This is a genomic window from Pectinatus brassicae (genome assembly GCF_014201835.1).
Taxonomy (GTDB): Bacteria; Bacillota; Negativicutes; order Selenomonadales; family Selenomonadaceae; genus Pectinatus; species Pectinatus brassicae.
The window spans coordinates 1-23,803 of record NZ_JACHFH010000039.1 but is presented as its reverse complement, the minus strand read 5'-3'; the positions used below and the strand labels follow the sequence as shown (position 1 = coordinate 23,803).

Below are 23,803 nucleotides of genomic sequence, written 5' to 3'. Positions count from 1 at the left end.
CAAAAAGCTAATCATATAGTAAGTGCCGTAGATGAAGAGGGTTTTTGTTTAGGACAAAAATGTGTAAATGAAAAAAGTAACGAAATAACCGCAATCCCGGATTTGTTAGATGACCTTAATATAAAGGGAAATATTATAACGACTGATGCCATGGGTACACAAACAAATATAGTTAAAAAGATTCGCAAGAAACGCGCTGACTATGTTCTAGCATTAAAAGGTAATCAAGGGAATCTATATAATGATGTTAAGCTATACTTTAATGACACTGAATTCGTTGCCAAGTGTGATTATACTAAAAGCATCGAAAAAGCACGAAGCGGGATAGAAAAGCGTGAATACTGGCAGACTGATGATATAGCATGGCTGCCAAAGAAGAAAGAATGGACTGGATTAAAATCTATTGCAATGACGAAAAACACGATAACTAAGAATGGCGTTACTACAACGGAAACCAGATATTTTATCAGTAGTTTACCACTAAATGTCAAAGAAATAGCCAGAGCAATCCGTAGCCATTGGATGGTAGAAAGCTACCATTGGCATTTGGATGTAACATTCCGTGAAGATGGCAATCACACAATAGATAAGGCAGCTGCATACAATTTGAATATAATTAAAAAACTGGCAATTAACACGCTTAAATTACTTGATGTTGGACGCAAGAATGTTAGTCTTAAATCGAAACGTTATATGATCAGCTTAAGCACTGAAAAATATATCGAAAAAATTATGCAGATTTAAGTTCAATTAAAAAATTTATTATTTGCCATTTATCTGTTTGAATTTAATTTCATGCGTTTGTCGTGTTCCCTGGTTATTAATCTATTGAAATATATTGCATATTATGTTATTATGAAAATAAATAAAGGATAGTTGATTTATGCCTCCGCTAAAGGCACAGCTTTCCTCATAAGAAAATTTTATTAGAGTGAAAGAAAAGCTGGACTTTAACTAGAGTCTGGCTTTATTTCCGTTTATTTACAGACAGAAATAATAGCGACAATGAGTATTCCAAAGCTTATCATTAAAGATAATACTTGAAAAGTATTCATAGCGCCACCTCCCCCGAAGAGGAAAAAGCCGAATCAACTATCCATGAAAACTAGTATAACATAATAAGAATAATAATCAACTCAGACAAAATGTCTGAGCAAAATCAAGACAACGAAAGTTGCTCTTTTGTAAGCAATTAATCAAATAGTGTATAGAAAAAATGCCGCTAACCATGTATTGTAATTACAAGGACTAGCGGCATTTATATGACTTTATAATTATTGACTACAGTTATTTTTTATTTTGTCACTCCATGGCAGATAATTTTTTATCAGCTCAGAATTATGAATAATTGGCTGGTTAGGCAGATTTTTAAATACGCAAATTGCAATAACAAATTGAACACCAAAGCTTATAAAAAAGCCTCCCATTTCTGGGAGACATTGATTTCAATGGTGTGACTGGCAGGAGTCGAACCTGCGGCCTATTGCTTAGGAGGCAACCGCTCTATCCGTCTGAGCTACAGCCACACATATAACATAACATACGATAACTTTATTATTATAACAAATTTTTTATTTTATGACAAATTTAAAATTGTTTTAGCAAAATGACTTTATTTATTATGAGGATAAAGTATAGTTAATATTCGTAAGAATACGGGTGCTAAGATAAAGAAAATTACAATACCGAATATTGACTGCAATATGTTCATGGGAACACCGACAATGGCACCAGCAGGTGTGTACATAATGCATTCAACAAGAAAGTAGCCGCCGACGTTTATAATGCCAGCAATAATAGTGGCTGTAAGAGAAGGTTTAAAAGATATTTTAGTTAAAGCAGGACCTTTCTTTGCACGTAAAATTAATACGCCAGATAATGCCATTAGTGCTTTTATAATAGCAGTCCAAGGTGCATAGAACATATAACCAGCGAGCATATCGGAGAGAAAACCACCAATAGCTGCTGCGGCAATGGCAAATGGCATAGGCAAAATAGCTGCGGCAATATAGATAAAGCCGTCACCAAAATGGATATAGCCGCTGGTGGCAGGAATAGGAATTCTGATGATAAAAGTTCCCAGAAAAATAAGGGCAGCAAACATGGCTGCTAAGATTATTGTTTTTGTATTGGTTGTTTTCATAATAACACCGCCTGACTAAAAATATGAGTTTATATTAGCAAAAGAGGCTGTCGCAAGTTAATAAATATGTGCGGCAGCCTCTTTTTTCAATTTTAAAGCCGTCCCTGCACTGTGTGTACTGTATCTCTAGAATGCTAAAGCATTCTAGAGATACAGCATAGGGAAGGTGGCACTGCGAAGCAGTGACGGAAGGGTTATATAATTAACCCCTCAGACAGCTAAAGCTGCCAGCTCCCCTACAGGGGAGCCTTTGATGCTGAAGTATTAATATACAGCATGCGAGCAAGAGAATATCCTTATTATTGAGCAGGTTCTTTGATAATGACTTGTTCGTTATCGTCAGTATCGTTAAGCTGCACACTGATGATTTCTTTGGCAGCAGTTGGAACATTTTTGCCAACGTAATCAGCTCTTATTGGCAGCTCTCTATGGCCTCTGTCGATAAGCACAGCCAGCTGGATTGTGCGAGGACGCCCCAAATCGGTAAGGGCATTTAAGGCTGCCCGTATAGTGCGCCCGGTAAATAGTACATCATCGACAAGAACAATGGTTTTCCCATTGATATCGCAAGGAAATTTTGTTTCATGGATTATTGGCTGATAAGCAAGTGTCGATAAATCATCACGATATAAGGTGATATCAAGCATACCAACAGGAACAGCAGCATTTTCTATTTCTTTGATATTCTGCGATATTCTTTCTGCTAGGGGCACACCACGTGTTCTTATACCAATTAATACAATGTTTTCTACGCCTTTGTTTTTTTCGATAATTTCATGCGAAATTCTAGTCAGAGCGCGGCGTATGCCTTGGTCATCCATGAGCAGCGTTTTATCAACAAAGTTAAGCATTGTTATCACTTCCATTTTTGTTTTGCAAAGCTGTAAGTATTTTTTGCATATCATCAGGTAATGGTGCTGTAAATGACATTTTTTTGCCAGTTGTAGGATGGATAAGCTCTAACGTATGGGAATGAAGAGCCTGTCCTTGTATACGCTTATCAAGCGGATTTTTGCATCTTGAATATACCGGATCACCCACTACGGTATGACCAATATAAGCCATGTGCACGCGAATCTGATGGGTACGTCCTGTTAGTAAATGGCACTCAACAAGAGTATGGCGTTCAAAACGTTCTAACACTTTAAATAAGGTTGATGCTGTTTTACCGCCTTCAAGTAGTACTGCCATTTTTTTTCTGTCTGAAGGATGACGACCAATATTTCCGTTGATACGTCCCTCTTCTTCACTGATATTGCCATTGACGATAGCCAGATAGCAGCGCTTGGCACTTTTACTGGCTATTTGTTCAGCCAGACTTATATGGGCAGCATCAGTCTTGGCTGCAACCATTACACCTGTCGTATCTTTATCGAGGCGATGGACTATACCGGGGCGGATTACACCGTTGATTCCCGATAAATCCTTACAGTGATATAACAGGGCATTTACTAAGGTGCCGCTGTAAACACCGCTGGCAGGATGGACTATCATACCGCGTTGTTTATTGATGACAATAATATCTTCATCTTCATACAAAATATCGAGCGGAATATTTTCAGCTTCAATTGTCATTGTTTTAGGTTCAGGTATGGTTAAGCTGATTTTGTCATCAAGTTTAAGTTTGTAATTGGCTTTTTCATTTTTGTCATTGACAAAAACATTGCCTTCAGCAATGAGTTTTTGGATAGCTGAACGTGATAAATTGTCGTTTTGGCTGGCAAGGTAGCTGTCTAAGCGACAGCTGTTTTTATCAACTATATATTCGTATTTATTCAATCTTCTGGTAATCCCTCTGTAAAAATATAATAAATTATTAAAATGACACCGCAGACAATAGCCATATCAGCTATATTAAATACGGGCCAAACATGAAAGTCAAAAAAGTCGACAACAATGCCTAAACGAATACGGTCGATTAAATTGCCGATGGCACCGCCGAGTAAAAGAGCGATACTGAAACGCAGTTGTCTGGGAAGCTTTTGTATTTTTTTATAAAAATAAACGCAGACAAATAATATAACTAGAGTTATTGCTATAAATAGCGGACGTTGATGTTCTAAAATGCCAAAGGCAGCACCAGCATTTTGGACATAAGTGATGCTGAATATATCAGGAACAACAGGAAATGACATCCCTGGCAGCATAGAAAGCTGTATATAGTGCTTTGTGAGTTGGTCAATGATAATAACGGCGATAATAGATGCTACAAACATAATGATATCCTCAACTTTTATATGTATCTTTTTAGTAAAATTCCGGTACGTCCTTTTTTAGTCTGTCCTTTTATTTGGAAAACCTCCAGACGTCCTTTGCCGCGCATCGATATGATATCGCCTTCTTTAACAAGCTGGGAGGGATTCTTTACTGACTGCCAGTTTAGCTTTAATTTATCGGCTTCAATATCAGCAGTCATCTTGCTGCGCGATGTACCATAGCCCGAAGAAGCAACCGAATCAATACGCAGTGAAGCAACTGTTGCTGATATTTCTTTGCAGCGTTCTTCACGGGGAGGTATTGATGATAATTCATCGTAGGAGCAGGAGACTGCTGCGGCACCGATAGTGGTTAAATTGTTCATGATGAAATCAGCAATTTTTTTGGTACATATTATTTTGACATTGCCAGCACTGATGATTAAATCGCCGATATTACGGCGGTCAATACCCAGACCCATAAGGGCACCTAATATATCACGGTGCAAAAGATGGTAAAATCTTTCATTCCAACTGGCAGTGATAACTTGTAAGTCGGAATTTACAGTTCCCATAAAATCGTCGTGAATAAGGGCGGCACATTGTCGTTCAGCACCATTATAGCCACCGAAAAATTCAACGCGGATACCAGTATAGTTAGCAGCAATTGTTTCAGCTATTTCCTGTCCATAAGGATCAAGAAAGTCACTGCTGCGGAATTTTCTTGATTTGTTGACAGCCTCAGCAGCATCAACAAGGTGAATAGCTGTCTCTTCGCCTTCTGTTCCTTTATAAAATCGAAGTATTTTGTCACGGTCAGCCATGTTTATTGTTTCCCCATTAGTTTTGATTTTTCAATAGCGGCAGTTACGGTGTCGATCATGGCACCACGTACGCCTTTTTGTTCCATTATGTGCACGCCCTCGATGGTAGTACCACCTGGCGATGTTACCTGGTCACGCAGCTGGGCTGGATGAAGGCCTGATTCCAGAACCATTTTAGCTGATCCGAGAACAGTTTGGGCGGCTAATTCTATCGCCATATTACGTTTCAGTCCTGCTTTGACTCCGGCATCAGATAGAGCGTCAATTATAACAAAAATAAAAGCTGGCCCACTGCCGGATAATCCAGAAACAGCATCCATTAATTTTTCTTCAATAACAATTGCTTTACCAGCTGAAGCAAAGATTTTCTCTGCTGCAGTTACATGATTTTCACTGGCTTTGCTGCCAGCACATATTGCTGACATGCCGGCACCTACTGACATAGGAGTATTAGGCATAACACGTATAACAGCATTGTTGCTGAAATATGATTCTAAAGTATCCAAGGTAATACCGGCAATAATTGAAATTACTACTGTATTGGCAGTAATTTTGTCTTTAATTTCATTTATGGCTTTAACAGCTGTCTGTGGTTTGATGGCTAATATGACCATATCTAATTTATCAATAAAAGATTCACTGCCAATACAAGAGTTGACATTATAAGTAGTCTGCAAATATTCACAGCGTGCCTTTTTATGGTCGGATATATATATATCCTTACATGATAGCAGGTGTTGTGAAGTGATACCGCTGACAATAGCCTCAGCCATTGCTCCACCACCGATAAATCCTAATTTCATATCAATCACTCCTCAACACAATATTTATAGTTTATTTATTCCCAAGGTAGCTTATCACCATTGGCAATATTAGATTTACCTAAATCAGAAAAACTTACATTGACATTATTGGGAGCACATAAAAAGATACTGGCTCCAACTTTTTTTAAATCACCAGCCAAGGCATAGGTTGTTCCACTGACAAAATCAATAATTCTTTTGGCTGTTTCATCATCAGTGTTTTCAAAATTTAATACGACAGGCTTATGGGCTTTTATATGGTCAGCAATTTGCTGGGCATCATCAAATGAGGTTGGTTCAATAATGATAACCTTCATTTGCCTCTTTTGTGGTCCTGCATTGGAGTTTATGGCAGTTTGAAAGTTAACAACATTATCCTGCATATTTTCATCTGTATCATAATCTTCCATTTGTTCGTTTGAATAATTTTGTTCAGCAGATTGATTGTTATTATCAGTCAGGCCCATTTTGCTGCCGACCTTATTGAAAAAACTCATAATCGCTCCTCCTTAATATTGGCGCGGTCCAAATATTGCCGTACCAACACGGACAACATTTGCTCCTTCTTCAATGGCAATTTGATAATCATGGGTCATACCCATAGATAGATATTTTATTTCAGCAGCAGTAAAATGCATTTGCTGTACTTCACGAAATAACTTATACATTTTCTTAAACATAGGACGGACTTCTTCTAAATCATCGACATTAGGAGCAATAAACATTAGTCCGCATAATTTTATAGAACTTAAAGTATCAATATCCTGCAAAAGACTTGGCAGATCCTCCAGATAAATTCCATTTTTGCTTTGTTCTTTAACAAGGTTTACCTGTACTAGAATATTTTGCACTTTATTAATTTTATTAGCTTCTTTGTTTATAGCTTCAGCTACTTTTATACTATCAACAGATTCAATAAAATCGAAAATTTTTACGGCTTGCTTGACCTTATTTGTCTGCAGATGACCAATTAAATGCCATTCAACATTACGATTAAGTGCTGGATATTTTTCCATTGCCTCTTGTATGCGGTTTTCACCGATAAATTGGGCATCAGCATCGATGGCCTGCTGTATTTCTTCAACCGTATGATTTTTTGTTACGGCAATTAATTTAATCTTTTCGGTCATATCAGGTTGACGTTTTTTACAGGCAGTTTCAATATTGTTTTTTACAGCAATTAAATTATCTTTAATCAATGACAAAATCTCCTCTAAGGAAATATTTATGCTAACTTTAATATTTCCGTTTTACTAAAAAATAATCCTGCTATAATTATAACTTTTTTTTTATTTATTTTAAACATAATAATGCACAATGACGACCTGTTTTTCCTTTATCGGCTCGATAAGAATAAAATTCCTTGTTATGGCAGGCGGTACAATATGGTGTATCGGGTGAAATGTTTTCCGGCAATAGACCGTGTTCAATCAAAAGAATTTTATTGGCATTATATAAAGATAGATGATAATTACTGCCTTTTTTTATTAGTATATTATCAACAGGGTTAATAGTTTTTTTGATATTTGTGAAAACATTTATAAATTCAGCGCTTACTTCATTACCAATTTCATAACAGCATTGACCAATGCAGGGGCCAATAGCAGCAACACAATCAGCTGGATTGGTAGAATAGGATTTATGCATGGCTGCAAGTGTTTTGCCGGCAATATCACCGACAGTTCCCCGCCAGCCTGCATGGGCAGCACCAATGGCCTCATGGACTGGATCGTAAATTAAAAGTGGGGTGCAGTCTGCAAAAAACAGCATTAGGGGAATGTTTTTCTCATTAGTAATTAAGGCATCGACATCTTTTATAGTATCAGTAAGACTATAGGCACCTTTGCCTTTATCAGCAGAAGTAACCATATGGACATTGGTCTTATGGACCTGTTCACAGCAAACGGTATTAGCAAGAGAAATGCCTAATGAACTGCAAAAAATCTCTCTGTTTTTAATGACATCATTACTGTTATCACCAACATGCAGTCCAAGGTTTAATGAGTCATACTCGCCTTGGCTGACACCATTGGTCCGTCCGGAGATGCCATATGTTATTTTATCATTATATTTATCAAATAAAGGTATTTTATACACTGCTATGCTCCTTAAAAAATTGTGCTGTCTAAAAAGTTTAAATATAATGAAACCCCTCAGTCAGCTTTCGCTGACAGCTCCCCTGAATGGGAGCCGTTTAGTTTGTGCTTACCAAGTAATGATATTAAATTAAAAGTTTTAAATTTAGAAATGTTTAAAAGCCGTCCCTGTAGGGAAGGTGGCTTGGCAAAGCCGAATCGGAAGGGTTAAAATAAGCTTTGAGAATAAAAATTATTCTAACATACGCCGCAGCGTTTACAGTTATCAAAACAGGTAATTGTATTTTTTTGCTGTTTAGCCATTTCTAATTCTTGGATGAAATATTCTTTTTTTACGCCCATATCGAGGGTATCCCAAGGCATTAGTTCATCTATATCACGTTGTCGATATAGATAAAAGTCTTCGTTTAGATCATGTTTTTTCATCACACGCTGCAGTTTTTTACCGCCGCCTTCAAGATGCGCCTCATAGATCATTTGGGAAATTTTTCTGTCACCGCGGGCTAAAATGCCTTGCAGATATGATTCTTTAGGTGATTCAATAAGAATTTCCATATTTTTTTCTTTTTTTAAGGTATTTTTTATATATTTTAATACAGCTGAGATTTTTTTCATATCAGCCATTGGCAGCCATTGAAATGGCGTAAATGGTTTGGGAACAAAAGGATTTATGCTTAGTGTTAATTTGCCATGGGCTTTGTGGTCATTCATATATTTACGCAGATTATGAGCCATACTAATAATTGCTTCGATATCACTATCATCCTCTTCCGGCAGGCCAACCATTATATATAAACGAAAATTTTTAACACCGGCTTGTATCCCCATATCAATTGATGTATAGAGATTTTCATCGGAAATACCTTTATTTATGATATTGCGTAATTTTACACTGCCGGCTTCTGGTGCTAAGGTAAGGGTCTTTTGTCCACTATCGGCTAGATTGTTTACTAGTGTTTGGGTAACGGAATCAGCTCGAAATGAGGCAACTGACATTGGATGGTTGCTATCATGAATATACTGGCAGAGTTCATCAATTTGTGGATGATCAGACACCGCCGGCCCCATTAAACCAATTTTTTGCCGATCAGGAACAGCATCAACCATTTGTTTTATTTTTTCAAGACTGCGATTACGTGGTTTACGGAAGCAATAGCCTGCCATGCAAAAGCGGCAATGGCGGCCGCAGCCGCGTGCTGTTTCGATTAAATAAAAGCTAAACTCCGTTTGATTGCTTTTAATGATAGTGTGGGCAGGATATTTATCGAGATCTTTAATCCATTGTCGGCGTATTTTAGTAGGTACTTCAGCATTGGGCATAATTGCAGCTAATTTGCCGGAATCATCATAGGTATGCGTGTAAAAACATGGCACATAGATTCCAGGCAATTCAGCCAGCTTAAGAAGAACATCGCGGCGGGAAAGATTTTTGCCGCGTGCCAGCATATAAGTGTCAAGAAAATTATTGATGATTTCTTCGCCTTCACCTATTATAAATACATCAACAAATAGCGATAATGGTTCGGGATTAAAAGTAGCACAAGGCCCACCGGCTACTACTATCGGATCATTTTCATCTCTCTTACTGGCTAAAAGTTCAACTTTACCTAATGATAGCATTGATAAGATGTTAAAGTAATCTAATTCAAAGGAAACAGCAAAACCGATTAAAGGAAATTCATATAAGGGTTTTTGTGATTCTAAACTAAGCAAAGGAGTATTGCTGTTTTCATATTGTTTTTTTAAATCAGGTTCAGGCATAAAAAAACGTTCCGCAGCACTATCCATACGTGAATTTATTTGCTCATAAATAATATGGAATCCTAAATTGGACATGCCAACATTATATTGATTGGGATAACAAAGAGCAAAACGCGTACGAAAACCTGCCGGAAATACGCTGTAGCCATCTTCCTGTTCCAAGATGTTTTGCAGTTGTTGTTTAATTTTCCATGACAAATGTAATACCTCCATAAAAAAACCACTGCCAAATTAATAGCTGTTAAGATATCTTAGTTATAACAGTCATTAGTGATTTTGGCAATGGTTTTATTTGTTTATTTCTTTATTTGCGCGTAATTCTTCTAATTCCTGTGTGAAATTGTCTATATCAGTAAATTTTCGATATACTGATGCAAAACGGATATAAGCAACTTCATCAAAGCTCTTGAGTCTTTTCATAATAAGTTCACCAATTTTTTCGCTGGGAATTTCCGGAGCCATCATATTATGTAATTCTTTTTCAATATTATCAGCAAAATGCAGAACTTTTTCAGTAGGAATATCTCTTTTATAGCAGGAACGAATAATCCCCGTTAATAATTTATTACGGTCAAAAGCCACACGTCGACCATCAGTCTTTATAACTATTAAAGGGATTGTTTCAATTGTTTCATAGGTTGTAAAGCGTTTACCACAGGCACTGCATTCCCGGCGCCGTCTGATGGAATTTCCATCATCGGCAGAGCGGGAATCAATGACGCGGCTATCGATAGTATTACAAAATGGACACTTCATAGTTACACCTGCTTACTTACTAATATCTTCAATTTTATTATCAGCAAAGCGTTTTTTAATTACAGAACCATTTTGTCCTAATTCCCCAACATCTTTGCCATTAAAGGCTATTTTAGCAGCGCCGGCGTTGCCTAAGATTATTTCAACGTCTTTTTGACCATCCCAAGTGAAGTCGCTGCCTTTATCAACAGTTTTTTCTAAAATTACCTTGCCATCAGATTTTACCTGTACCCAGCATTTATTATTAAAGACTGCTTTTATATGTACACCGGAAACAGGTGCCGGTGCTGGCGGAGCAGTTTGAGTAGTTGCCGGGACTGATGTCTGGGCGGTTTCCTGCGGTGCGGGATCAATTTTATTAGTAGATGAAAACAAAGGAATAATAAAATAAGCCAGACAGGCTATAACAATTAATGTAATGATGCCGCCAAAAACAATATTGCCAACGCCCTTATTTGAAGTTTGACGTTTTTTGTATTTACGAGCAGGTGGCGCAGCTGGTTTAGTTATTGTTTTTGTCTCTAGTGGTTTGCTTTCGGGAGCCTCGGCAATAGAATCATTAGAAAGAGCCGCTATTCCTTTTTCAGCATTATATTGTTCAAATATTTCTGTAACATTTAAATTTAAAAAATTTGCATATGTTTTTATGAAGCCTTTTAAATAAACTTCACCACGGATAGTACTGTATTCGCCTTTTTCAATGGCTTCAATATAGCCAGCCCTGATATTAGTTTCGTTTTCAATATCTTTTAATGTAAGATTTCTTTTTTCTCGTTCTTGTCGAAATATATCACCGATCATATGACAAGTTCTCCCTTCAAAAATGCTTTGCCTAATATTATAACGTATAACACATTGTTTGACAAATGAGGAGAAATGTACATTATCAATGTAATATGCTATAGGATATGTGCCTTTCAAATTTACGTAAGATAAAGATGTTCTTTGCGAATGTATTGTTCAACTGGTTCTGGCAGTATATATTTTATAGAATAGCCCTTTTCTAACCGCTCCCGAATATCGGTAGAGGAGATTTCAAGCTCAGGTGTGGCCAGACGATGAATATGTTCATTGCCTAAGTCACCAAAATGTTTTTTTATTGCTGTTACATCAGGCAGACAGCCTTGACGAGTAGCTGCTATAAAATGACAGATTTCTAATAATTCATCAATCTTATGCCAGCTGGGAAGTTCCTGCATAGCATCAGCACCAGTGATAAAATAAAATTCAGTATCATCAGGATAAATTTGTATGAGTTCTTTGACAGTATCGATAGTATAAGATGGGCCTATGCGGCGCATTTCAATATCAGATACTTCAAAATAAGGATTAGAGCATGTTGCCAATAAAGTCATATTAAAGCGGTGCCGGGCAGCGGTAATATGCCAGTCTGATTTATGGGGAGGGTTAGCGGCAGGAATAAATATAACCTGATGCATATTATACTCATCCCTAACGGCTTCAGCCGTCATTAAGTGTCCGTAATGGATAGGGTCAAAGGTGCCGCCCATTATACCAACCTTTTTCATTATAACGCTCCTGCTAAATATTTTAGTAGCAAAAAAACTAGCAGCATAGTCAAGCTAATAATGATTGCTGCTTTTAAATAATCTAAAGAATCATGTCGTCCCTTGGGAGTTTTTAAATATTGCCTGATAGTTTTTATATAACCGGCAATTTTATTCATCAGCGTATTTGGCCATTGCCGTCAATAAGATATTTCATTGTGGTTAGTGCAGTAAGGCCCATTGGTCCGCGGGCATGAAGCTTTTGTGTGCTGATGCCGATTTCAGCGCCAAAACCAAATTCAAAACCGTCGGTAAAACGCGTAGAGGCATTGACATATACAGCAGCTGCATCAACTTTTTGCTGAAAAATACGGGCATTTTGATAATTCTCAGTAATAATAACTTCTGAATGTTTGGTGTTATATGTATTTATATGTGTAATTGCATCATCAAGGGTGTCGACAATTTTCAATGAAATAACTAAATCGTGGTATTCTGTAGACCAATCTGCTTCAACAGCATCTTCAATATTTGGACAAAGTGCTTTAACCTGCGGACATCCTTTAATAGTGACATTAGCTGCTTGTAATTTATCAATAATGAACGGGACAAATGTTTCAGCGATAGCTTTATTTATTAATAAAGTTTCTATTGTATTGCAAACTGCTGGACGTGAAGTTTTGGCATTGATTATTATATTACCAGCCATTTCCATGTTAGCAGAGCTGTCAACATAAGCGTGGCAGACACCAGCACCTGTTTCAATAACAGGAATTGTGCTGTTTTCGATGACATAATTTATCAAGCCTTTGCCGCCGCGGGGAATAATTACATCAATATATTGACGTAATTTAAGCATATCGGCAACAGCCTGGCGGTCTTGGGTTTCAATAAATTGAATACTTCCCGCAGGGATGCCTGCGGTATAAGCAGCCGCCGCCAACATCGAGCTGATTATTTTATTGGTATGGATAGCTTCAGAACCACCACGTAGGACAATAGCATTGCCGGATTTTATGCATAGTCCAATAACATCAGCTGTTACATTAGGACGGGCTTCATAAATCACACCAACAACACCTAGCGGAACGCGTATAGCCCGTATATCTAAACCATTAGGACGCCTGAATTCTGAAATGCCGCTGCCAATTGGATCAGGTAGTGAAACTATTTGCCTTAGTCCATCAGCTATTTGCTTAATCCGTTCCTCATTGAGCATTAAACGATCTAAGGTAGAGGCAGTAAGATTTTTTTTACGGCCATTGGTAAGGTCAATTTGGTTTTCTGCCAAGATAAGATTACAGCGATGCTCAAGTGCATCAGCCATCTCTAATAAAGCTTTGTTTTTTTCTTCAGTTGATATTGTTGATAATTGATGCGATGCAGTATAAGCTGCATGCGCCTGTTCTTTTACAGATAAAATATTTTCCATAAATAAAAATCCCCTTTCTTATAATAGTACAGCTCAATTTAGTAGAAAATAGATGATTAACATCGAGATAGAATTACAGCATTTAAAGAATCTAACTTAGACCATTAATACCATATTGTCGCGATGAATAACTTCATTATAGATCTTTCCTGATAATAATGAAGTAAAATCACGAGTATTGTGGCCAAGGATTTTAGTTAAAGAAGCAGTATCGTAATTTATGATGCCACGGGCAATTTCCCTATCATCGGCTGTCAAGACACGCACTGTATTTCCAGCAGCAAATTCACCAGCGTAATCGGTGATACCAGCAGCTAATATGCTTGAACCATTTTTAACCAGTGCATCTTCACAGCCTTTATCAACTGTAATACTGCCGCAGATACTTTTTCCAAAAGCCAGCCAGCTTTTACGCTGCTTTAAATGTGCCTCACGGGCAGGGAAGATAGTACCATAATTTTCTCCAGCAAGTATATCATTTAAGATATTATTGCTGCTGCCATTAGCAATGACCATATTTACGCCTGAACTCATGGCAATTTTAGCAGCCTGAATTTTAGTAAACATGCCGCCTGTACCCATTTTAGTTCCAGCTCCGCCAGCTATTGCTTCAATTTCTGGAGTGATTTCAGTCACACGCTCCAATAATTTGGCATCAGGACAAGTCTGCGGATTTTTATTATATAAACCGTCAATATCAGTAAGCAAAATTAAGGCATCAGCATCAACAATGCTGGCAACCATAGCAGACAATGTATCATTGTCACCAAATTTTAACTGTTCAACAGTCACTACATCATTTTCATTAATTATAGGAATTACATTCATTTGCAGCAGTGCTAAAAGGGCATTGCGGGAATTTATATATTGGGAATAATGCAGGGAATTTTCTTTAGTCAAAAGGACCTGGGCAACTGTTTGCCCATATTCACTGAATAATTTTTCATAAATATGCATTAGAATACCCTGACCGATTGCAGCCAAGGCTTGTTTTTCTGGAATAGCTTCGGGTTTTTCCTTCAGCTTCATTCGATCAAGTCCAGCACCTACAGCACCTGAAGTTACCAATAATATTTCTTTGCCTTGGTTAACAAGGTCTGATAACTGTCGTACCAATAGTTCAATCTGATGAATGTTTAAACGCCCCGTAGAATGTGTTAAAGTGCTTGTGCCTACTTTAACAACGATTCTATGGGCATTTTTTATTTCTAATCTGTCCTTCATTATAAAACCTTCATTTCTGCCGGTAAAATATAGTGATAAGATTTATTTAGGTAATTCTATTTGTGGTTTTTTGAAATTGCGGCGGAACAACAGACCATTGCGGCCGATTACTTGCACTAAATCACAGTTAGTACGTTCAGCCAGCAGTTTTAAAGCCGTTTCGGTGTCTTCCATGCAATTTTGCAGTACGCGTACTTTTATTAGTTCACGTTTAGTAATGACGTCATCAGCGCTTTTCACTAAAGCGGGCGTTACCGCATCTTTACCTATTTGTACAACTGGATCAATGTTATTTCCCATAGCGCGTAAAAAACGCTTTTGTTTACCTGTTAATGTATTACGAAGCAAATTATATCCTCCTGATTAATCCTTAAATTCAAATTCCATATCGCCGATATGAACAAGATCGCCTTCTTTAATGCCTTTATCTCTTAATTTTGCATCTATTTGCTTTAGACGCCAAATATACTGAAAACGGCGTAAGGCCTCATCGTTGGCAAAGTTTGTCATGGCAACAAGTTTTTCAATTGATTTTCCTGATACAACGAAATCACCGCTCATGTCGCGGGAAACTTTTATAATTTCATCAGCCTGTTTCTGGGCAGCATCATATACTTTCATTTTTACAGGTTCTTCTTCTGGTTCCTGATAATTAATGAGCATAGTATAAGCATGTTTTACTAAATCATCAACACCCTGCTTAGTGGCAGCAGAGATTTCAAAAAACGGCAGATTTTTTTCCTGGGCCAGCTGTCTTAACCGAACTAAATTTTCCTGAGCCTCTGGTAAGTCTATTTTATTAGCGGCTAAAATTTGTGGTAATTTTGGCAGCTTATCGGAATAAAGGGAAAGTTCATTGTTGATTTTATGAAAATCCTCTACAGGATCACGTCCTTCAATTCCTGAGGCATCAACGACATGGATAAGTATTTTTGTTCTTTCGATATGACGTAAAAAGTCGTGACCAAGGCCTACACCTTTAGCAGCACCATCAATAAGTCCAGGTAAATCAGCCATTACAAAGTTTTCTTCCGGGCCAACACGCACTACACCGAGTATCGGATTTAATGTAGTAAAGTGATATTCGGCAATTTGCGGACGAGCAGCTGATACTGAAGAAATAAGGCTGGATTTTCCAACGCTTGGATAACCAACAAGACCTACATCAGCAAGGACCTTTAATTCTAAGACAAGCTTTCTTGATGAGCCAGGTTCACCTAATTCAGCAAATGACGGGGCGCGATTGGCACTGTTACTGAAACGGGCATTACCGCGACCACCACGACCGCCTTTACAGATAATAGCAGTATCGTCTTCTTTTGTAAGATCAGCTAAAATTTCACCTGTGTCTTCATCCTTAATAATAGTGCCGGCAGGAACTTTGATAATTAAATCAGGTGCATTTCTGCCAAATTGATTTTTTATGTCGCCATTACCACCATTATTACCAATAAATTTTCGATTATAACGAAAATCAAGTAAAGTGTTTATATTAGTATCAACAACAAAAATAATATCTGCACCTTTTCCTCCATCACCGCCGCTGGGACCGCCTTTGGGGATAAATTTTTCATGTCGAAAAGCAGATTTTCCATGTCCGCCATCACCGGCTTTTACAGCTATTTTTGTTCTATCAATAAATTTCATTCATATTCTCCCGTTCTACAATCTAAAAAATACTATATAATATACATTATAATATTATATCTCTCCAACAATAGCAGAAAATACTTTATTTGTAAAGATATTATCTGCTAAACATAATTATTATCGATGATTTTGATAAATTAAAAAATACTTTTAATGAAATAAAAATAAATATAGACAAAATTTTCAGCATGGGTTATAGTAACTGCTGATGAAAAAACATCATTTGCTAGTAATTTGGCTATATGGTAAAATAACTAAATTAACTTAGTAGATAGTTGGATAAAATAATCTTATAAAGAGGAGAGATTATATGTCTTTTCCAATAGCGAATATATTAGGCGTAAAAGTTGCGGCGCTGACGATGCATCAGGCCGTTGATACGGCTAATGAATTAATTGAAGGAAAGAATAATTCACTTATTGCTACCGCTAATGCTGAGATGATTATGCGGGCAACCTATGATGATGAATTGAAAAACATATTAAATAAAGCACAATTAGTAGTCCCAGATGGTGCGGGGACAGTATGGGCAGCCAATTATCTGGGGATAAAGATGCCGGAACGGGTTGCTGGTTTTGATTTGGTACAAAATTTATTTAAACTGGCACCACAAAAAAAATGGCGGATTTTTTTCTTCGGTTCAGCACCTGGTGTTGCGGAAAAAGCAAAATTAAAAGCACAAAATGACTATCCGGGTATTGAGATAGTTGGCATACGTGATGGTTTTTTTACCAAAGATGATGAAAAGGAAATAATCGGGCAGATAAAAACTGCTAAACCGGATATACTCTTGGCAGCGCTCGGTGTGCCTAAGCAGGAAAAATGGCTTTCTGCACATTTGCAGGAATTACAGTGCCCATTATCCATTGGTGTAGGTGGAACTTTTGATGTCATGGCTGGTGTTATGAAACGGGCGCCGTTATGGATGCAAAAAGCAAAATTGGAATGGTTGTTTCGTGGGATGCTGCAGCCCAAGAGGGCAGGAAGATTGCTGGCATTGCCTCGTTTTGTCTTTGCTGTGCATGGCTGGAAAAAGAAATAGATTTAGTGGACAAAAATATATGTTTATACTATAATTATTGTGTTATAGACAATTAAAAAATCGTGATGTGTTAGTTAATAAGTAGTATAAGTTTTTAAAGCCGTCCCTTTAGGGAAGTTGGCTTGACGAAGTCAAGTCGGAAGGGTTAACCCCTCAGGCAGCCTTGCTGCCAGCTCTCCTGAATGGGAGCCTATTAGAGTCAAAAGGATTTTAACTAGGACAGATATAAAAAAATTACTTTAATTTTAAGTATAATGAGGTAGTTAGATATAGAAAACAGAATAAGAGGTAATAAAGATGAGAATCGTTAAAGAGGGATATAAATTCATTGGAACTGCTGCCGCATTGGCTGTTGCTGCATATGTTTTTGTTAGTCCTTATGTGGCGATTGTTCCAGCTGTATTGACAGGTTTTTTTACATTCTTTTTTCGTAATCCAAAAAGAAATATTCCGGAAGATACATCACTTATTGTATCGCCGGCGGATGGCAAGGTCATGAATGTAGTTCGGCTGGAAGATGACGATTTTATAAAAAAACCATGTACTAAAATAACTATTTTTTTATCAGTATTTAATGTGCATGTTAATCGCAGCCCGATGAAAGGTGAAATAAAATTTCAGCAATATACTTGCGGGCGTTTTCGTCCTGCCTATAAAAATAGTGTAGGTTTTGAAAACGAACGTCATATGATTGGTATAGATAATGGCAGAATGCGGATAACTGTTACGCAGATTGCCGGTATTTTGGCACGAAGAATCATTTCGTGGGTTACCCTGAATGATATACTCACTCGCGGTGAACTTTATGGATTGATTAAATTTGGTTCATGCACAGAAATAGTCGTACCCGATGAAAGCGTTGAAGTCCTTGTTAAAAAGGGTGATAATGTTATCGGAGGAGAATCAATTATTGGGAGGATAAAAAAGGATGAATAAAGGATGGATACCAGATACATGCACTTCGTTAAATTTGGTATTTGGTATGCTGGCTATATTTGTAATGCTTATGGGCGGCGTTAAATACGGACCGTTGATTGATGGTCCTATATGTATATTATTGGCATTAGTTGCTGATGGAATGGATGGGCGGTTAGCTCGTTTATTAGGCACAGTAGATGAAAAGGGTAAAGAAATGGATTCCTTGTGTGATGTAGTATCATTTGGTGTTGCACCGGGGATAATGTCAGTATTATTTACTTTGTCTGTTATTAGCATGGCAGCAATGAAAGCAGGATTACAGCCGCAAAATCTACGTTATTTTGTTTATTTCAGCATGGCAGCGGGAATTATTTATGCTGTATGCGGTATGATGCGTTTGGCTCGTTTTAATGTCAATGTTAATGTAGTACACGGTTATTTTATGGGATTGCCAATTCCAGCAGGCGGTTGTTTAATTGCGACAGCCACAATGCTTATTGCCAATCTGCCATTTATTCCGCCAATTATTATTGGTTATATGGCACCTATTATTGTAATAGTTATAGGTTTTTTGATGGTAAGTCATGTGCATTATCCTGATTTCAAGGGAAAAGGCGAAAAAATAAACATAGTTGCGGTTATTTTAGCATTATTATTTGCCGTTGGTATAATATTTATCTGTCGTACGGTATTCCCATTTGCCATTTTATTTGCTGTTTTTTCTACATATGCAGTATTTGGTATTTTAAATACTATTTGTAATAAAATTGCCTGAGAATGATGATGGATGTCATACTTGACGATGTACAGCTGAAAGGGATTTAATACTGATGATATATGCTCTTGATTATATTATGCTGCCAATTCAAGTAATTATTTTTTTGTTTACAGTATATTATTTGTGTATTGGTGTTTGTGGATTGTGGCGGCGTAAAGAAAATAAAATTCTTATACCCCAAAAAACATTTGCAGTTATAGTTGCAGCTCATAATGAAAAAGCCGTCATAGGGCAATTAATTGATAATCTAAAAAAACTTGATTATCCTAAGGAACTCTATGACATATTTGTTATTGCTGATAACTGCAATGATGACACTGCTCAAATAGCCAGAAGCCATGGTGCGCTGGTTCATGAACGCAGCAGTGAAGGCAAACGCGGTAAGGGGTTTGCCATGGAATGGATGTTTGCCCGCTTATTTAAAATGGAACGACAATATGATGCAGTGGCAATTTTTGATGCCGATAACCTTGTGCATAAGCGTTTCTTGCTCGAAATGAACAATCGTTTGTGTAAGGGAGATAAACTTATTCAAGGATATCTCGATGCCAAAAATCCTTGTGATACTTGGGTATCGGGGACTTTTGCCATAGCTTTCTGGGTAATTGACCATATTTGGCATCTGGCTAAAACCAATATCGGTTTATCATCTGTATTGGGTGGAACAGGTATGTGTATTACCACTGATGTTCTGCATAGATATGGCTGGGGCGCAACCTGCCTTACTGAAGATATGGAATTTACGATGAAAGCATTGACCGAAGGAATAAAGACGACTTGGGCACATGATGCTATTGTTTATGATGAAAAGCCGTTGACCTTTATGCAGTCTTGGAATCAACGCAAACGCTGGGCACAGGGACAATTCGATGTCGCACATCGTTTTATTCCAAAAATGATAAAAGCCGGCATAAAAAAACATGATATAAGAATACTTGATGGCTGTCTGCATTTATTGCAGCCGCATTTTTTGATAATATCTACTTTTTTTGTAATAATGAGTTATGTACAAATGGCATTAGGTACACCATTATTTACTAATATTTATCAGTTTTTGCCAGCAGCATTATTGACAACAATAACCTTAGGACAATATATTTTGCCAATAATTATTCTGATGAAGCTGCGGGTAAAAATGAAAATATGGTTTTACTTGATTTTATATCCGGTATTTATTTATAGCTGGATTCCAATCGTATTTTTAGGATTTTTGCATCGTCACGAACATGAATGGAGTCATACTAAACATACCCGTGCGGTGTCCTATGATGAGTTGGCACGTTAAACTTATGGTTAAAAGCTATTGCAGATAGATTGCAATAGCTTTTATTTTATATTGTGAATTGTTTTAGCTTAAAAACGGAAAACTAGAATGTATTATAGTCATTAAAGGATTTTTTATGTTATAATTTTATTTAGCGAGGTTGTGAGGAGGAAAAACATGTTTGAATTATCAATTAAAGACGATTTTGGCGCAGCCCATCGCATTGTAAACTATCCAGGCAAATGTAATAATTTGCATGGACATAATTGGATAGTCGAAGCGGTAGTATATGGAAAAGAATTAGACGAGCTGGGAATGCTTGTTGATTTTAAGAAATTAAAAAAAGCGCTGAAGGAAATACTGGCAGAGTTAGATCATCATTATCTTAATGAACTGCCAGCATTTACAGAAGAAAATCCATCGGCAGAAAATTTGGCAGCATATATATATCACAAATTAGAGCAACATGAAAACATCATAAACAAGTGTAGGGTTAAATTTGTAAAGATATGGGAAACACAAAATTCGGCAGCTCTATATTATGAGGAGGCGTAATATGCGGGCACCAATAAGTGAAATTTTTTCATCAGTACAAGGTGAAGGTAAATATGTTGGTGTTCGTCAATTATTTATCCGTTTTGTTGGGTGTAATTTAAATTGCGGTTATTGTGACACCGAAGATATGCTGGCAGCGGATAAATGTGATTTGGAAAATGACGCAATATTAACAAATCCTGTAGAATTGACGGAAATATTACCATATATAAATAAATGTCTGCAGATAAAGCATCATTCGATTAGTTTGACTGGTGGTGAGCCACTGTTACATACTGATTTTATAAATGAATTGGCAGTACATACTGATTGCCCGTTGTTTTTAGAAACTAATGGTACTTTAGTTGAAAACTTAGCTAAGGTTATTGATAATATTTCAATAATAAGCATGGATATAAAAATGCCCGATGCAATTGGTCAGGAACTTTGGCAGCAGCATCGTGAATTTTTACAGTTGGCCAAGCAGAAAGAAAAAGATATTTATGTAAAAATTGTCATTGCGCGCGAAACGTTAGTGGCAGATTTTAACAAAGCGTTAGATTTATTGCAGAACATAGATGATAATATTCTTCTCATCTTACAGCCGATGACACCAACTGGCGGCTATAATGCGCCAAGTCCTGAACAGGTTCTTCTCTGGCAGGAAAAGGCATTAAAAAAAATAAATAATGTTCGGGTGATTGCACAAACACATAGACTGATAGGACAGAGGTGAACAGTATGAAGAAAATTTTACTTGTAAATGACGATGGCATAGCAGCACCTGGCTTAAATGCTATGGCTCAGGCGCTCGTTAATGAATATGATGTGCGGGTAGTAGCACCGGCTAAGCAGCAAAGTGGTATGTCACAGGCTATATCAGCACATAATAAGATAAAAGTAAAAAAATATGATTTTGGTTTGCCCGTAGAAGCATATAGTGTTTATGGCACACCAACTGACTGTACTAAACTAGCAGTAGAAGTTTTATACGCTAATGAAAGACCAGATTTAGTAATATCAGGAATAAATGATGGTGGTAATCTTGGTACTGATATTTTATATTCTGGTACTGTTGGTGCAGCAATGGAAGGTCATTTGCATAGAATTCTTTCTATTGCAGTATCGCGGGTATATAATTCGCAGCTCAGCTTCAACGAAGTAGCACAAATTTTTGCAGCAAAACTGCCTGAACTCATGAGTGCCAATGCCCTCATGTATAATATAAATTTTCCCAAACAGATAAAAGATACAAAAGATATTTTTCGCTATACAAAGCAGGGACGACGTTCCTATCATAATGAATATGACTATGAACTAGATGAGCAGGGTAACCGTCTTTATTACATGAAGGGCATACCAAATGATACGGGAAATGTTGAAGGTAGTGATATATGGGCGATACATGATGGCTATGTATCGATTAATCCGTTAAAAGTGGGCAGAACACATAAAAAAGTATTAAGTGCGCTGCAACAAATGTAATAATAAATATAGCAGTCAAAATAGCAGTACATGATGACAGTGGAGTAGATGCTCTTACTATATTTAAATATAATATCAATTTTCAGGAGGAATTTATTTTTATGGAATCAATGATTCGTGATATTAAACTTGCACCATCAGGACATGATAAAATTGCTTGGGTAAAAAACTTTATGCCGGTATTAAATCATATTGATGAAGAATATTCAAAAACTAAACCATTTGCTGGTAAAAAAATGGTTATTACCATGCATTTAGAAGCAAAAACAGCTTATTTAGGTTTGGTGTTTATGCATGCAGGAGCTGAGCTTGCCATAACTGGCAGTAATCCATTGTCCACGCAGGATGATGTGGCAGCTGCTCTAGTGGAAGAAGGTGCTAAAGTATTTGCGTGGCATGGTTGTAGTGACGAAGAATATGATACCTTTATAAATAAAGCTCTTGATACGCAGCCAGATATTATTATTGATGACGGCGGCGATCTTGTTGCTCATCTGCATGGTGATAGAAAAGAATTGGCGAAAAATATTATTGGCGGCAGTGAAGAAACTACTACAGGTGTTATTCGGCTAAAAGCATTGGCTGAAGCCGGCAAATTAAATTTCCCGATGATTGCAGCCAACGACGCTTATTGCAAATATTTATTTGATAATCGCTATGGTACAGGTCAGTCTACTTGGGATGGTATCATGCGTACTACCAACTTAGTAATTGCTGGTAAAAATGTAGTAATATCCGGCTATGGCTGGTGCGGTAAGGGTGCGGCTATGCGTGCTAAGGGTCTTGGTGCTAAAGTTATTATTACTGAAATAGATCCAATTAAGGCAGTAGAAGCTGTATTTGATGGATTCCGTGTAATGCCGATGGATGAAGCAGCCAAAATTGGTGATATCTTCCTAACCTTGACCGGCTGCAAAGATGTAATCAGAAAAGAACATTTTGCTGTAATGAAAGATGGCGCAATGATGGCTAATTCTGGTCATTTCGATGTGGAAATAAATAAAATTGATCTTATGGCTGGTGCTGTATCGAAACGTCCGGTTCGTAAAAATATTGAAGAATATAAGCAAAAAGATGGCAGAAAACTATATTTATTGGCAGAAGGACGTCTTGTAAATCTAGCTGCTGGTGATGGACATCCTGCTGAAATCATGGACTTGTCTTTTGGGGTACAGTTCTTCTCTGCTTTGCATATTTTAAATAATCATCAGAATATGGATAACTCCGTTCATTTAATGCCTGATGAAATTAATATGGAACTTGCCAATATTAAATTAGCATCACTTGATATTGCTATTGATTAAATGGGAGCCGCACACTCGTGACTTCAGTCGTGAGTTAGGCGACCAAACTAGTCAGTATGTATAGAAATATGCATATAGAGATTGGC

Annotated in this window: 28 protein-coding genes and 1 tRNA gene; 9 read left to right on the top strand and 20 right to left on the bottom strand. The window is 37.2% G+C overall.

Annotated features, from left to right (window positions below; genetic code table 11):
- A partial coding sequence (locus HNR32_RS11855) for an ISAs1 family transposase (protein ID WP_183862945.1) occupies positions 1–744 on the top strand: 744 nt, incomplete at its 5' end.
- A 233-nt stretch (positions 745–977) separates the two neighbouring features.
- Here HNR32_RS11855 and HNR32_RS14535 read toward each other — a convergent pair.
- The 20 genes from HNR32_RS14535 to obgE form a co-directional block, all read right to left on the bottom strand.
- Positions 978–1,055: a putative holin-like toxin gene (locus HNR32_RS14535; protein WP_221300572.1), complete on the bottom strand. Its 78-nt coding sequence runs from the start codon at positions 1,053–1,055 to the stop codon at positions 978–980.
- Between the two features lie 394 nt (positions 1,056–1,449).
- Positions 1,450–1,526, bottom strand: a tRNA-Arg gene (locus tag HNR32_RS11850).
- A gap of 86 nt (positions 1,527–1,612) precedes the next feature.
- Entirely contained in the window at positions 1,613–2,143 is a 531-nt protein-coding gene (locus HNR32_RS11845; protein WP_183862943.1) for an ECF transporter S component, read from the bottom strand.
- 299 nt (positions 2,144–2,442) lie between these two features.
- On the bottom strand, positions 2,443–2,994 hold the full coding sequence (pyrR, locus tag HNR32_RS11840) for a bifunctional pyr operon transcriptional regulator/uracil phosphoribosyltransferase PyrR (protein ID WP_183862949.1): 552 nt from the start codon (positions 2,992–2,994) through the stop codon (positions 2,443–2,445).
- On the bottom strand, positions 2,987–3,922 hold the full coding sequence (locus HNR32_RS11835) for an RluA family pseudouridine synthase (RefSeq protein ID WP_183862941.1): 936 nt from the start codon (positions 3,920–3,922) through the stop codon (positions 2,987–2,989). Before HNR32_RS11835 ends, pyrR begins: the two co-directional genes overlap by 8 nt.
- Positions 3,919–4,359 carry a signal peptidase II gene (gene lspA, locus HNR32_RS11830; RefSeq protein ID WP_183862939.1) on the bottom strand — a complete coding sequence of 147 codons (441 nt, stop codon included), beginning with the start codon at positions 4,357–4,359 and terminating at the stop codon, positions 3,919–3,921. The genes HNR32_RS11835 and lspA overlap by 4 nt, the downstream gene beginning before the upstream one ends.
- Positions 4,360–4,376: 17 nt before the next feature.
- Entirely contained in the window at positions 4,377–5,168 is a 792-nt protein-coding gene (locus HNR32_RS11825) for a YlmH family RNA-binding protein (protein WP_375782642.1), read from the bottom strand.
- The gene (proC, locus tag HNR32_RS11820) at positions 5,165–5,965 is read right to left on the bottom strand and encodes a pyrroline-5-carboxylate reductase (protein WP_183862935.1); all 801 of its coding nucleotides are present in this window, start codon (positions 5,963–5,965) and stop codon (positions 5,165–5,167) included. Before proC ends, HNR32_RS11825 begins: the two co-directional genes overlap by 4 nt.
- Before the next feature lie 35 nt (positions 5,966–6,000).
- Positions 6,001–6,462, bottom strand: coding sequence for a cell division protein SepF (locus HNR32_RS11815; protein ID WP_183862933.1), 462 nt, complete (start codon positions 6,460–6,462; stop codon positions 6,001–6,003).
- Positions 6,463–6,474: 12 nt separating this feature from the next.
- Positions 6,475–7,164 carry a YggS family pyridoxal phosphate-dependent enzyme gene (locus HNR32_RS11810; protein WP_183862931.1) on the bottom strand — a complete coding sequence of 230 codons (690 nt, stop codon included), beginning with the start codon at positions 7,162–7,164 and terminating at the stop codon, positions 6,475–6,477.
- A gap of 94 nt (positions 7,165–7,258) precedes the next feature.
- Complete coding sequence (gene pgeF / locus HNR32_RS11805; RefSeq protein ID WP_311636888.1) at positions 7,259–8,062, bottom strand: peptidoglycan editing factor PgeF; 804 nt, start codon at positions 8,060–8,062, stop codon at positions 7,259–7,261.
- Between the two features lie 236 nt (positions 8,063–8,298).
- Positions 8,299–10,020, bottom strand: coding sequence for a TIGR03960 family B12-binding radical SAM protein (locus HNR32_RS11800; protein ID WP_183862929.1), 1,722 nt, complete (start codon positions 10,018–10,020; stop codon positions 8,299–8,301).
- Positions 10,021–10,110: 90 nt separating this feature from the next.
- A complete protein-coding gene (gene nrdR, locus HNR32_RS11795) occupies positions 10,111–10,578 on the bottom strand; it encodes a transcriptional regulator NrdR (protein ID WP_183862927.1) in 468 nt (155 codons plus the stop codon).
- 12 nt (positions 10,579–10,590) lie between these two features.
- Entirely contained in the window at positions 10,591–11,379 is a 789-nt protein-coding gene (locus HNR32_RS11790; RefSeq protein ID WP_183862925.1) for a helix-turn-helix domain-containing protein, read from the bottom strand.
- A 122-nt stretch (positions 11,380–11,501) separates the two neighbouring features.
- The gene (nadD, locus tag HNR32_RS11785; RefSeq protein WP_183862923.1) at positions 11,502–12,107 is read right to left on the bottom strand and encodes a nicotinate-nucleotide adenylyltransferase; all 606 of its coding nucleotides are present in this window, start codon (positions 12,105–12,107) and stop codon (positions 11,502–11,504) included.
- Positions 12,107–12,265 carry a hypothetical protein gene (locus tag HNR32_RS11780; RefSeq protein ID WP_183862921.1) on the bottom strand — a complete coding sequence of 53 codons (159 nt, stop codon included), beginning with the start codon at positions 12,263–12,265 and terminating at the stop codon, positions 12,107–12,109. The genes nadD and HNR32_RS11780 overlap by 1 nt, the downstream gene beginning before the upstream one ends.
- Positions 12,265–13,518: a glutamate-5-semialdehyde dehydrogenase gene (locus HNR32_RS11775; RefSeq protein ID WP_183862919.1), complete on the bottom strand. Its 1,254-nt coding sequence runs from the start codon at positions 13,516–13,518 to the stop codon at positions 12,265–12,267. The genes HNR32_RS11780 and HNR32_RS11775 overlap by 1 nt, the downstream gene beginning before the upstream one ends.
- 96 nt (positions 13,519–13,614) lie before the next feature.
- The gene (gene proB / locus HNR32_RS11770) at positions 13,615–14,742 is read right to left on the bottom strand and encodes a glutamate 5-kinase (protein ID WP_183862917.1); all 1,128 of its coding nucleotides are present in this window, start codon (positions 14,740–14,742) and stop codon (positions 13,615–13,617) included.
- Positions 14,743–14,784: 42 nt separating this feature from the next.
- Positions 14,785–15,090, bottom strand: coding sequence for a ribosome assembly RNA-binding protein YhbY (yhbY, locus tag HNR32_RS11765; protein ID WP_183862915.1), 306 nt, complete (start codon positions 15,088–15,090; stop codon positions 14,785–14,787).
- Between the two features lie 15 nt (positions 15,091–15,105).
- Positions 15,106–16,389 (bottom strand): GTPase ObgE, encoded by a 1,284-nt coding sequence (obgE, locus tag HNR32_RS11760; RefSeq protein ID WP_183862913.1) that lies wholly within the window; start codon positions 16,387–16,389, stop codon positions 15,106–15,108.
- A 313-nt stretch (positions 16,390–16,702) separates the two neighbouring features.
- Here obgE and HNR32_RS11755 point away from each other — a divergent pair, with 313 nt between their 5' ends.
- The 8 genes from HNR32_RS11755 (at position 16,703) to HNR32_RS11720 (ending at position 23,717) form a co-directional block, all read left to right on the top strand.
- Complete coding sequence (locus HNR32_RS11755; RefSeq protein ID WP_183862911.1) at positions 16,703–17,434, top strand: WecB/TagA/CpsF family glycosyltransferase; 732 nt, start codon at positions 16,703–16,705, stop codon at positions 17,432–17,434.
- A 297-nt stretch (positions 17,435–17,731) separates the two neighbouring features.
- A complete protein-coding gene (locus tag HNR32_RS11750) occupies positions 17,732–18,370 on the top strand; it encodes a phosphatidylserine decarboxylase family protein (RefSeq protein WP_183862909.1) in 639 nt (212 codons plus the stop codon).
- A complete protein-coding gene (locus HNR32_RS11745) occupies positions 18,363–19,127 on the top strand; it encodes a CDP-alcohol phosphatidyltransferase family protein (protein ID WP_183862907.1) in 765 nt (254 codons plus the stop codon). The genes HNR32_RS11750 and HNR32_RS11745 overlap by 8 nt, the downstream gene beginning before the upstream one ends.
- 55 nt (positions 19,128–19,182) lie before the next feature.
- Positions 19,183–20,415, top strand: coding sequence for a glycosyltransferase family 2 protein (locus HNR32_RS11740; RefSeq protein ID WP_183862905.1), 1,233 nt, complete (start codon positions 19,183–19,185; stop codon positions 20,413–20,415).
- A gap of 156 nt (positions 20,416–20,571) precedes the next feature.
- Positions 20,572–20,949, top strand: coding sequence for a 6-carboxytetrahydropterin synthase QueD (gene queD / locus HNR32_RS11735; protein WP_183862903.1), 378 nt, complete (start codon positions 20,572–20,574; stop codon positions 20,947–20,949).
- A gap of 1 nt (position 20,950) precedes the next feature.
- Complete coding sequence (locus tag HNR32_RS11730) at positions 20,951–21,664, top strand: 7-carboxy-7-deazaguanine synthase QueE (protein ID WP_183862901.1); 714 nt, start codon at positions 20,951–20,953, stop codon at positions 21,662–21,664.
- Positions 21,665–21,669: 5 nt separating this feature from the next.
- Positions 21,670–22,413 (top strand): 5'/3'-nucleotidase SurE, encoded by a 744-nt coding sequence (surE, locus tag HNR32_RS11725; protein ID WP_183862899.1) that lies wholly within the window; start codon positions 21,670–21,672, stop codon positions 22,411–22,413.
- Between the two features lie 101 nt (positions 22,414–22,514).
- Positions 22,515–23,717, top strand: a complete 1,203-nt coding sequence (locus tag HNR32_RS11720) for an adenosylhomocysteinase (RefSeq protein ID WP_183862897.1) — start codon at positions 22,515–22,517, stop codon at positions 23,715–23,717.
- The last annotated feature ends 86 nt before the right edge of the window (positions 23,718–23,803 follow it).

Bases quoted from the DNA above. Each gene is read 5' to 3' on its own strand.
- HNR32_RS11745 (WP_183862907.1), top strand. From the start codon at position 18,363: ATGAATAAAGGATGGATACCAGATACATGCACTTCGTTAAATTTGGTA.
- nadD (WP_183862923.1), bottom strand. From the start codon at position 12,107: ATGAAAAAGGTTGGTATAATGGGCGGCACCTTTGACCCTATCCATTAC.
- HNR32_RS11730 (WP_183862901.1), top strand. From the start codon at position 20,951: ATGCGGGCACCAATAAGTGAAATTTTTTCATCAGTACAAGGTGAAGGT.
- queD (WP_183862903.1), top strand. From the start codon at position 20,572: ATGTTTGAATTATCAATTAAAGACGATTTTGGCGCAGCCCATCGCATT.
- HNR32_RS11740 (WP_183862905.1), top strand. From the start codon at position 19,183: ATGATATATGCTCTTGATTATATTATGCTGCCAATTCAAGTAATTATT.
- HNR32_RS11780 (WP_183862921.1), bottom strand. From the start codon at position 12,265: ATGAATAAAATTGCCGGTTATATAAAAACTATCAGGCAATATTTAAAA.
- proC (WP_183862935.1), bottom strand. From the start codon at position 5,965: ATGAAATTAGGATTTATCGGTGGTGGAGCAATGGCTGAGGCTATTGTC.
- lspA (WP_183862939.1), bottom strand. From the start codon at position 4,359: ATGTTTGTAGCATCTATTATCGCCGTTATTATCATTGACCAACTCACA.
- HNR32_RS14535 (WP_221300572.1), bottom strand. From the start codon at position 1,055: ATGAATACTTTTCAAGTATTATCTTTAATGATAAGCTTTGGAATACTC.
- HNR32_RS11815 (WP_183862933.1), bottom strand. From the start codon at position 6,462: ATGAGTTTTTTCAATAAGGTCGGCAGCAAAATGGGCCTGACTGATAAT.
- pyrR (WP_183862949.1), bottom strand. From the start codon at position 2,994: ATGCTTAACTTTGTTGATAAAACGCTGCTCATGGATGACCAAGGCATA.
- nrdR (WP_183862927.1), bottom strand. From the start codon at position 10,578: ATGAAGTGTCCATTTTGTAATACTATCGATAGCCGCGTCATTGATTCC.
- HNR32_RS11750 (WP_183862909.1), top strand. From the start codon at position 17,732: ATGAGAATCGTTAAAGAGGGATATAAATTCATTGGAACTGCTGCCGCA.
- HNR32_RS11755 (WP_183862911.1), top strand. From the start codon at position 16,703: ATGTCTTTTCCAATAGCGAATATATTAGGCGTAAAAGTTGCGGCGCTG.
- HNR32_RS11790 (WP_183862925.1), bottom strand. From the start codon at position 11,379: ATGATCGGTGATATATTTCGACAAGAACGAGAAAAAAGAAATCTTACA.
- proB (WP_183862917.1), bottom strand. From the start codon at position 14,742: ATGAAGGACAGATTAGAAATAAAAAATGCCCATAGAATCGTTGTTAAA.
- obgE (WP_183862913.1), bottom strand. From the start codon at position 16,389: ATGAAATTTATTGATAGAACAAAAATAGCTGTAAAAGCCGGTGATGGC.
- HNR32_RS11720 (WP_183862897.1), top strand. From the start codon at position 22,515: ATGGAATCAATGATTCGTGATATTAAACTTGCACCATCAGGACATGAT.
- HNR32_RS11775 (WP_183862919.1), bottom strand. From the start codon at position 13,518: ATGGAAAATATTTTATCTGTAAAAGAACAGGCGCATGCAGCTTATACT.
- surE (WP_183862899.1), top strand. From the start codon at position 21,670: ATGAAGAAAATTTTACTTGTAAATGACGATGGCATAGCAGCACCTGGC.
- HNR32_RS11845 (WP_183862943.1), bottom strand. From the start codon at position 2,143: ATGAAAACAACCAATACAAAAACAATAATCTTAGCAGCCATGTTTGCT.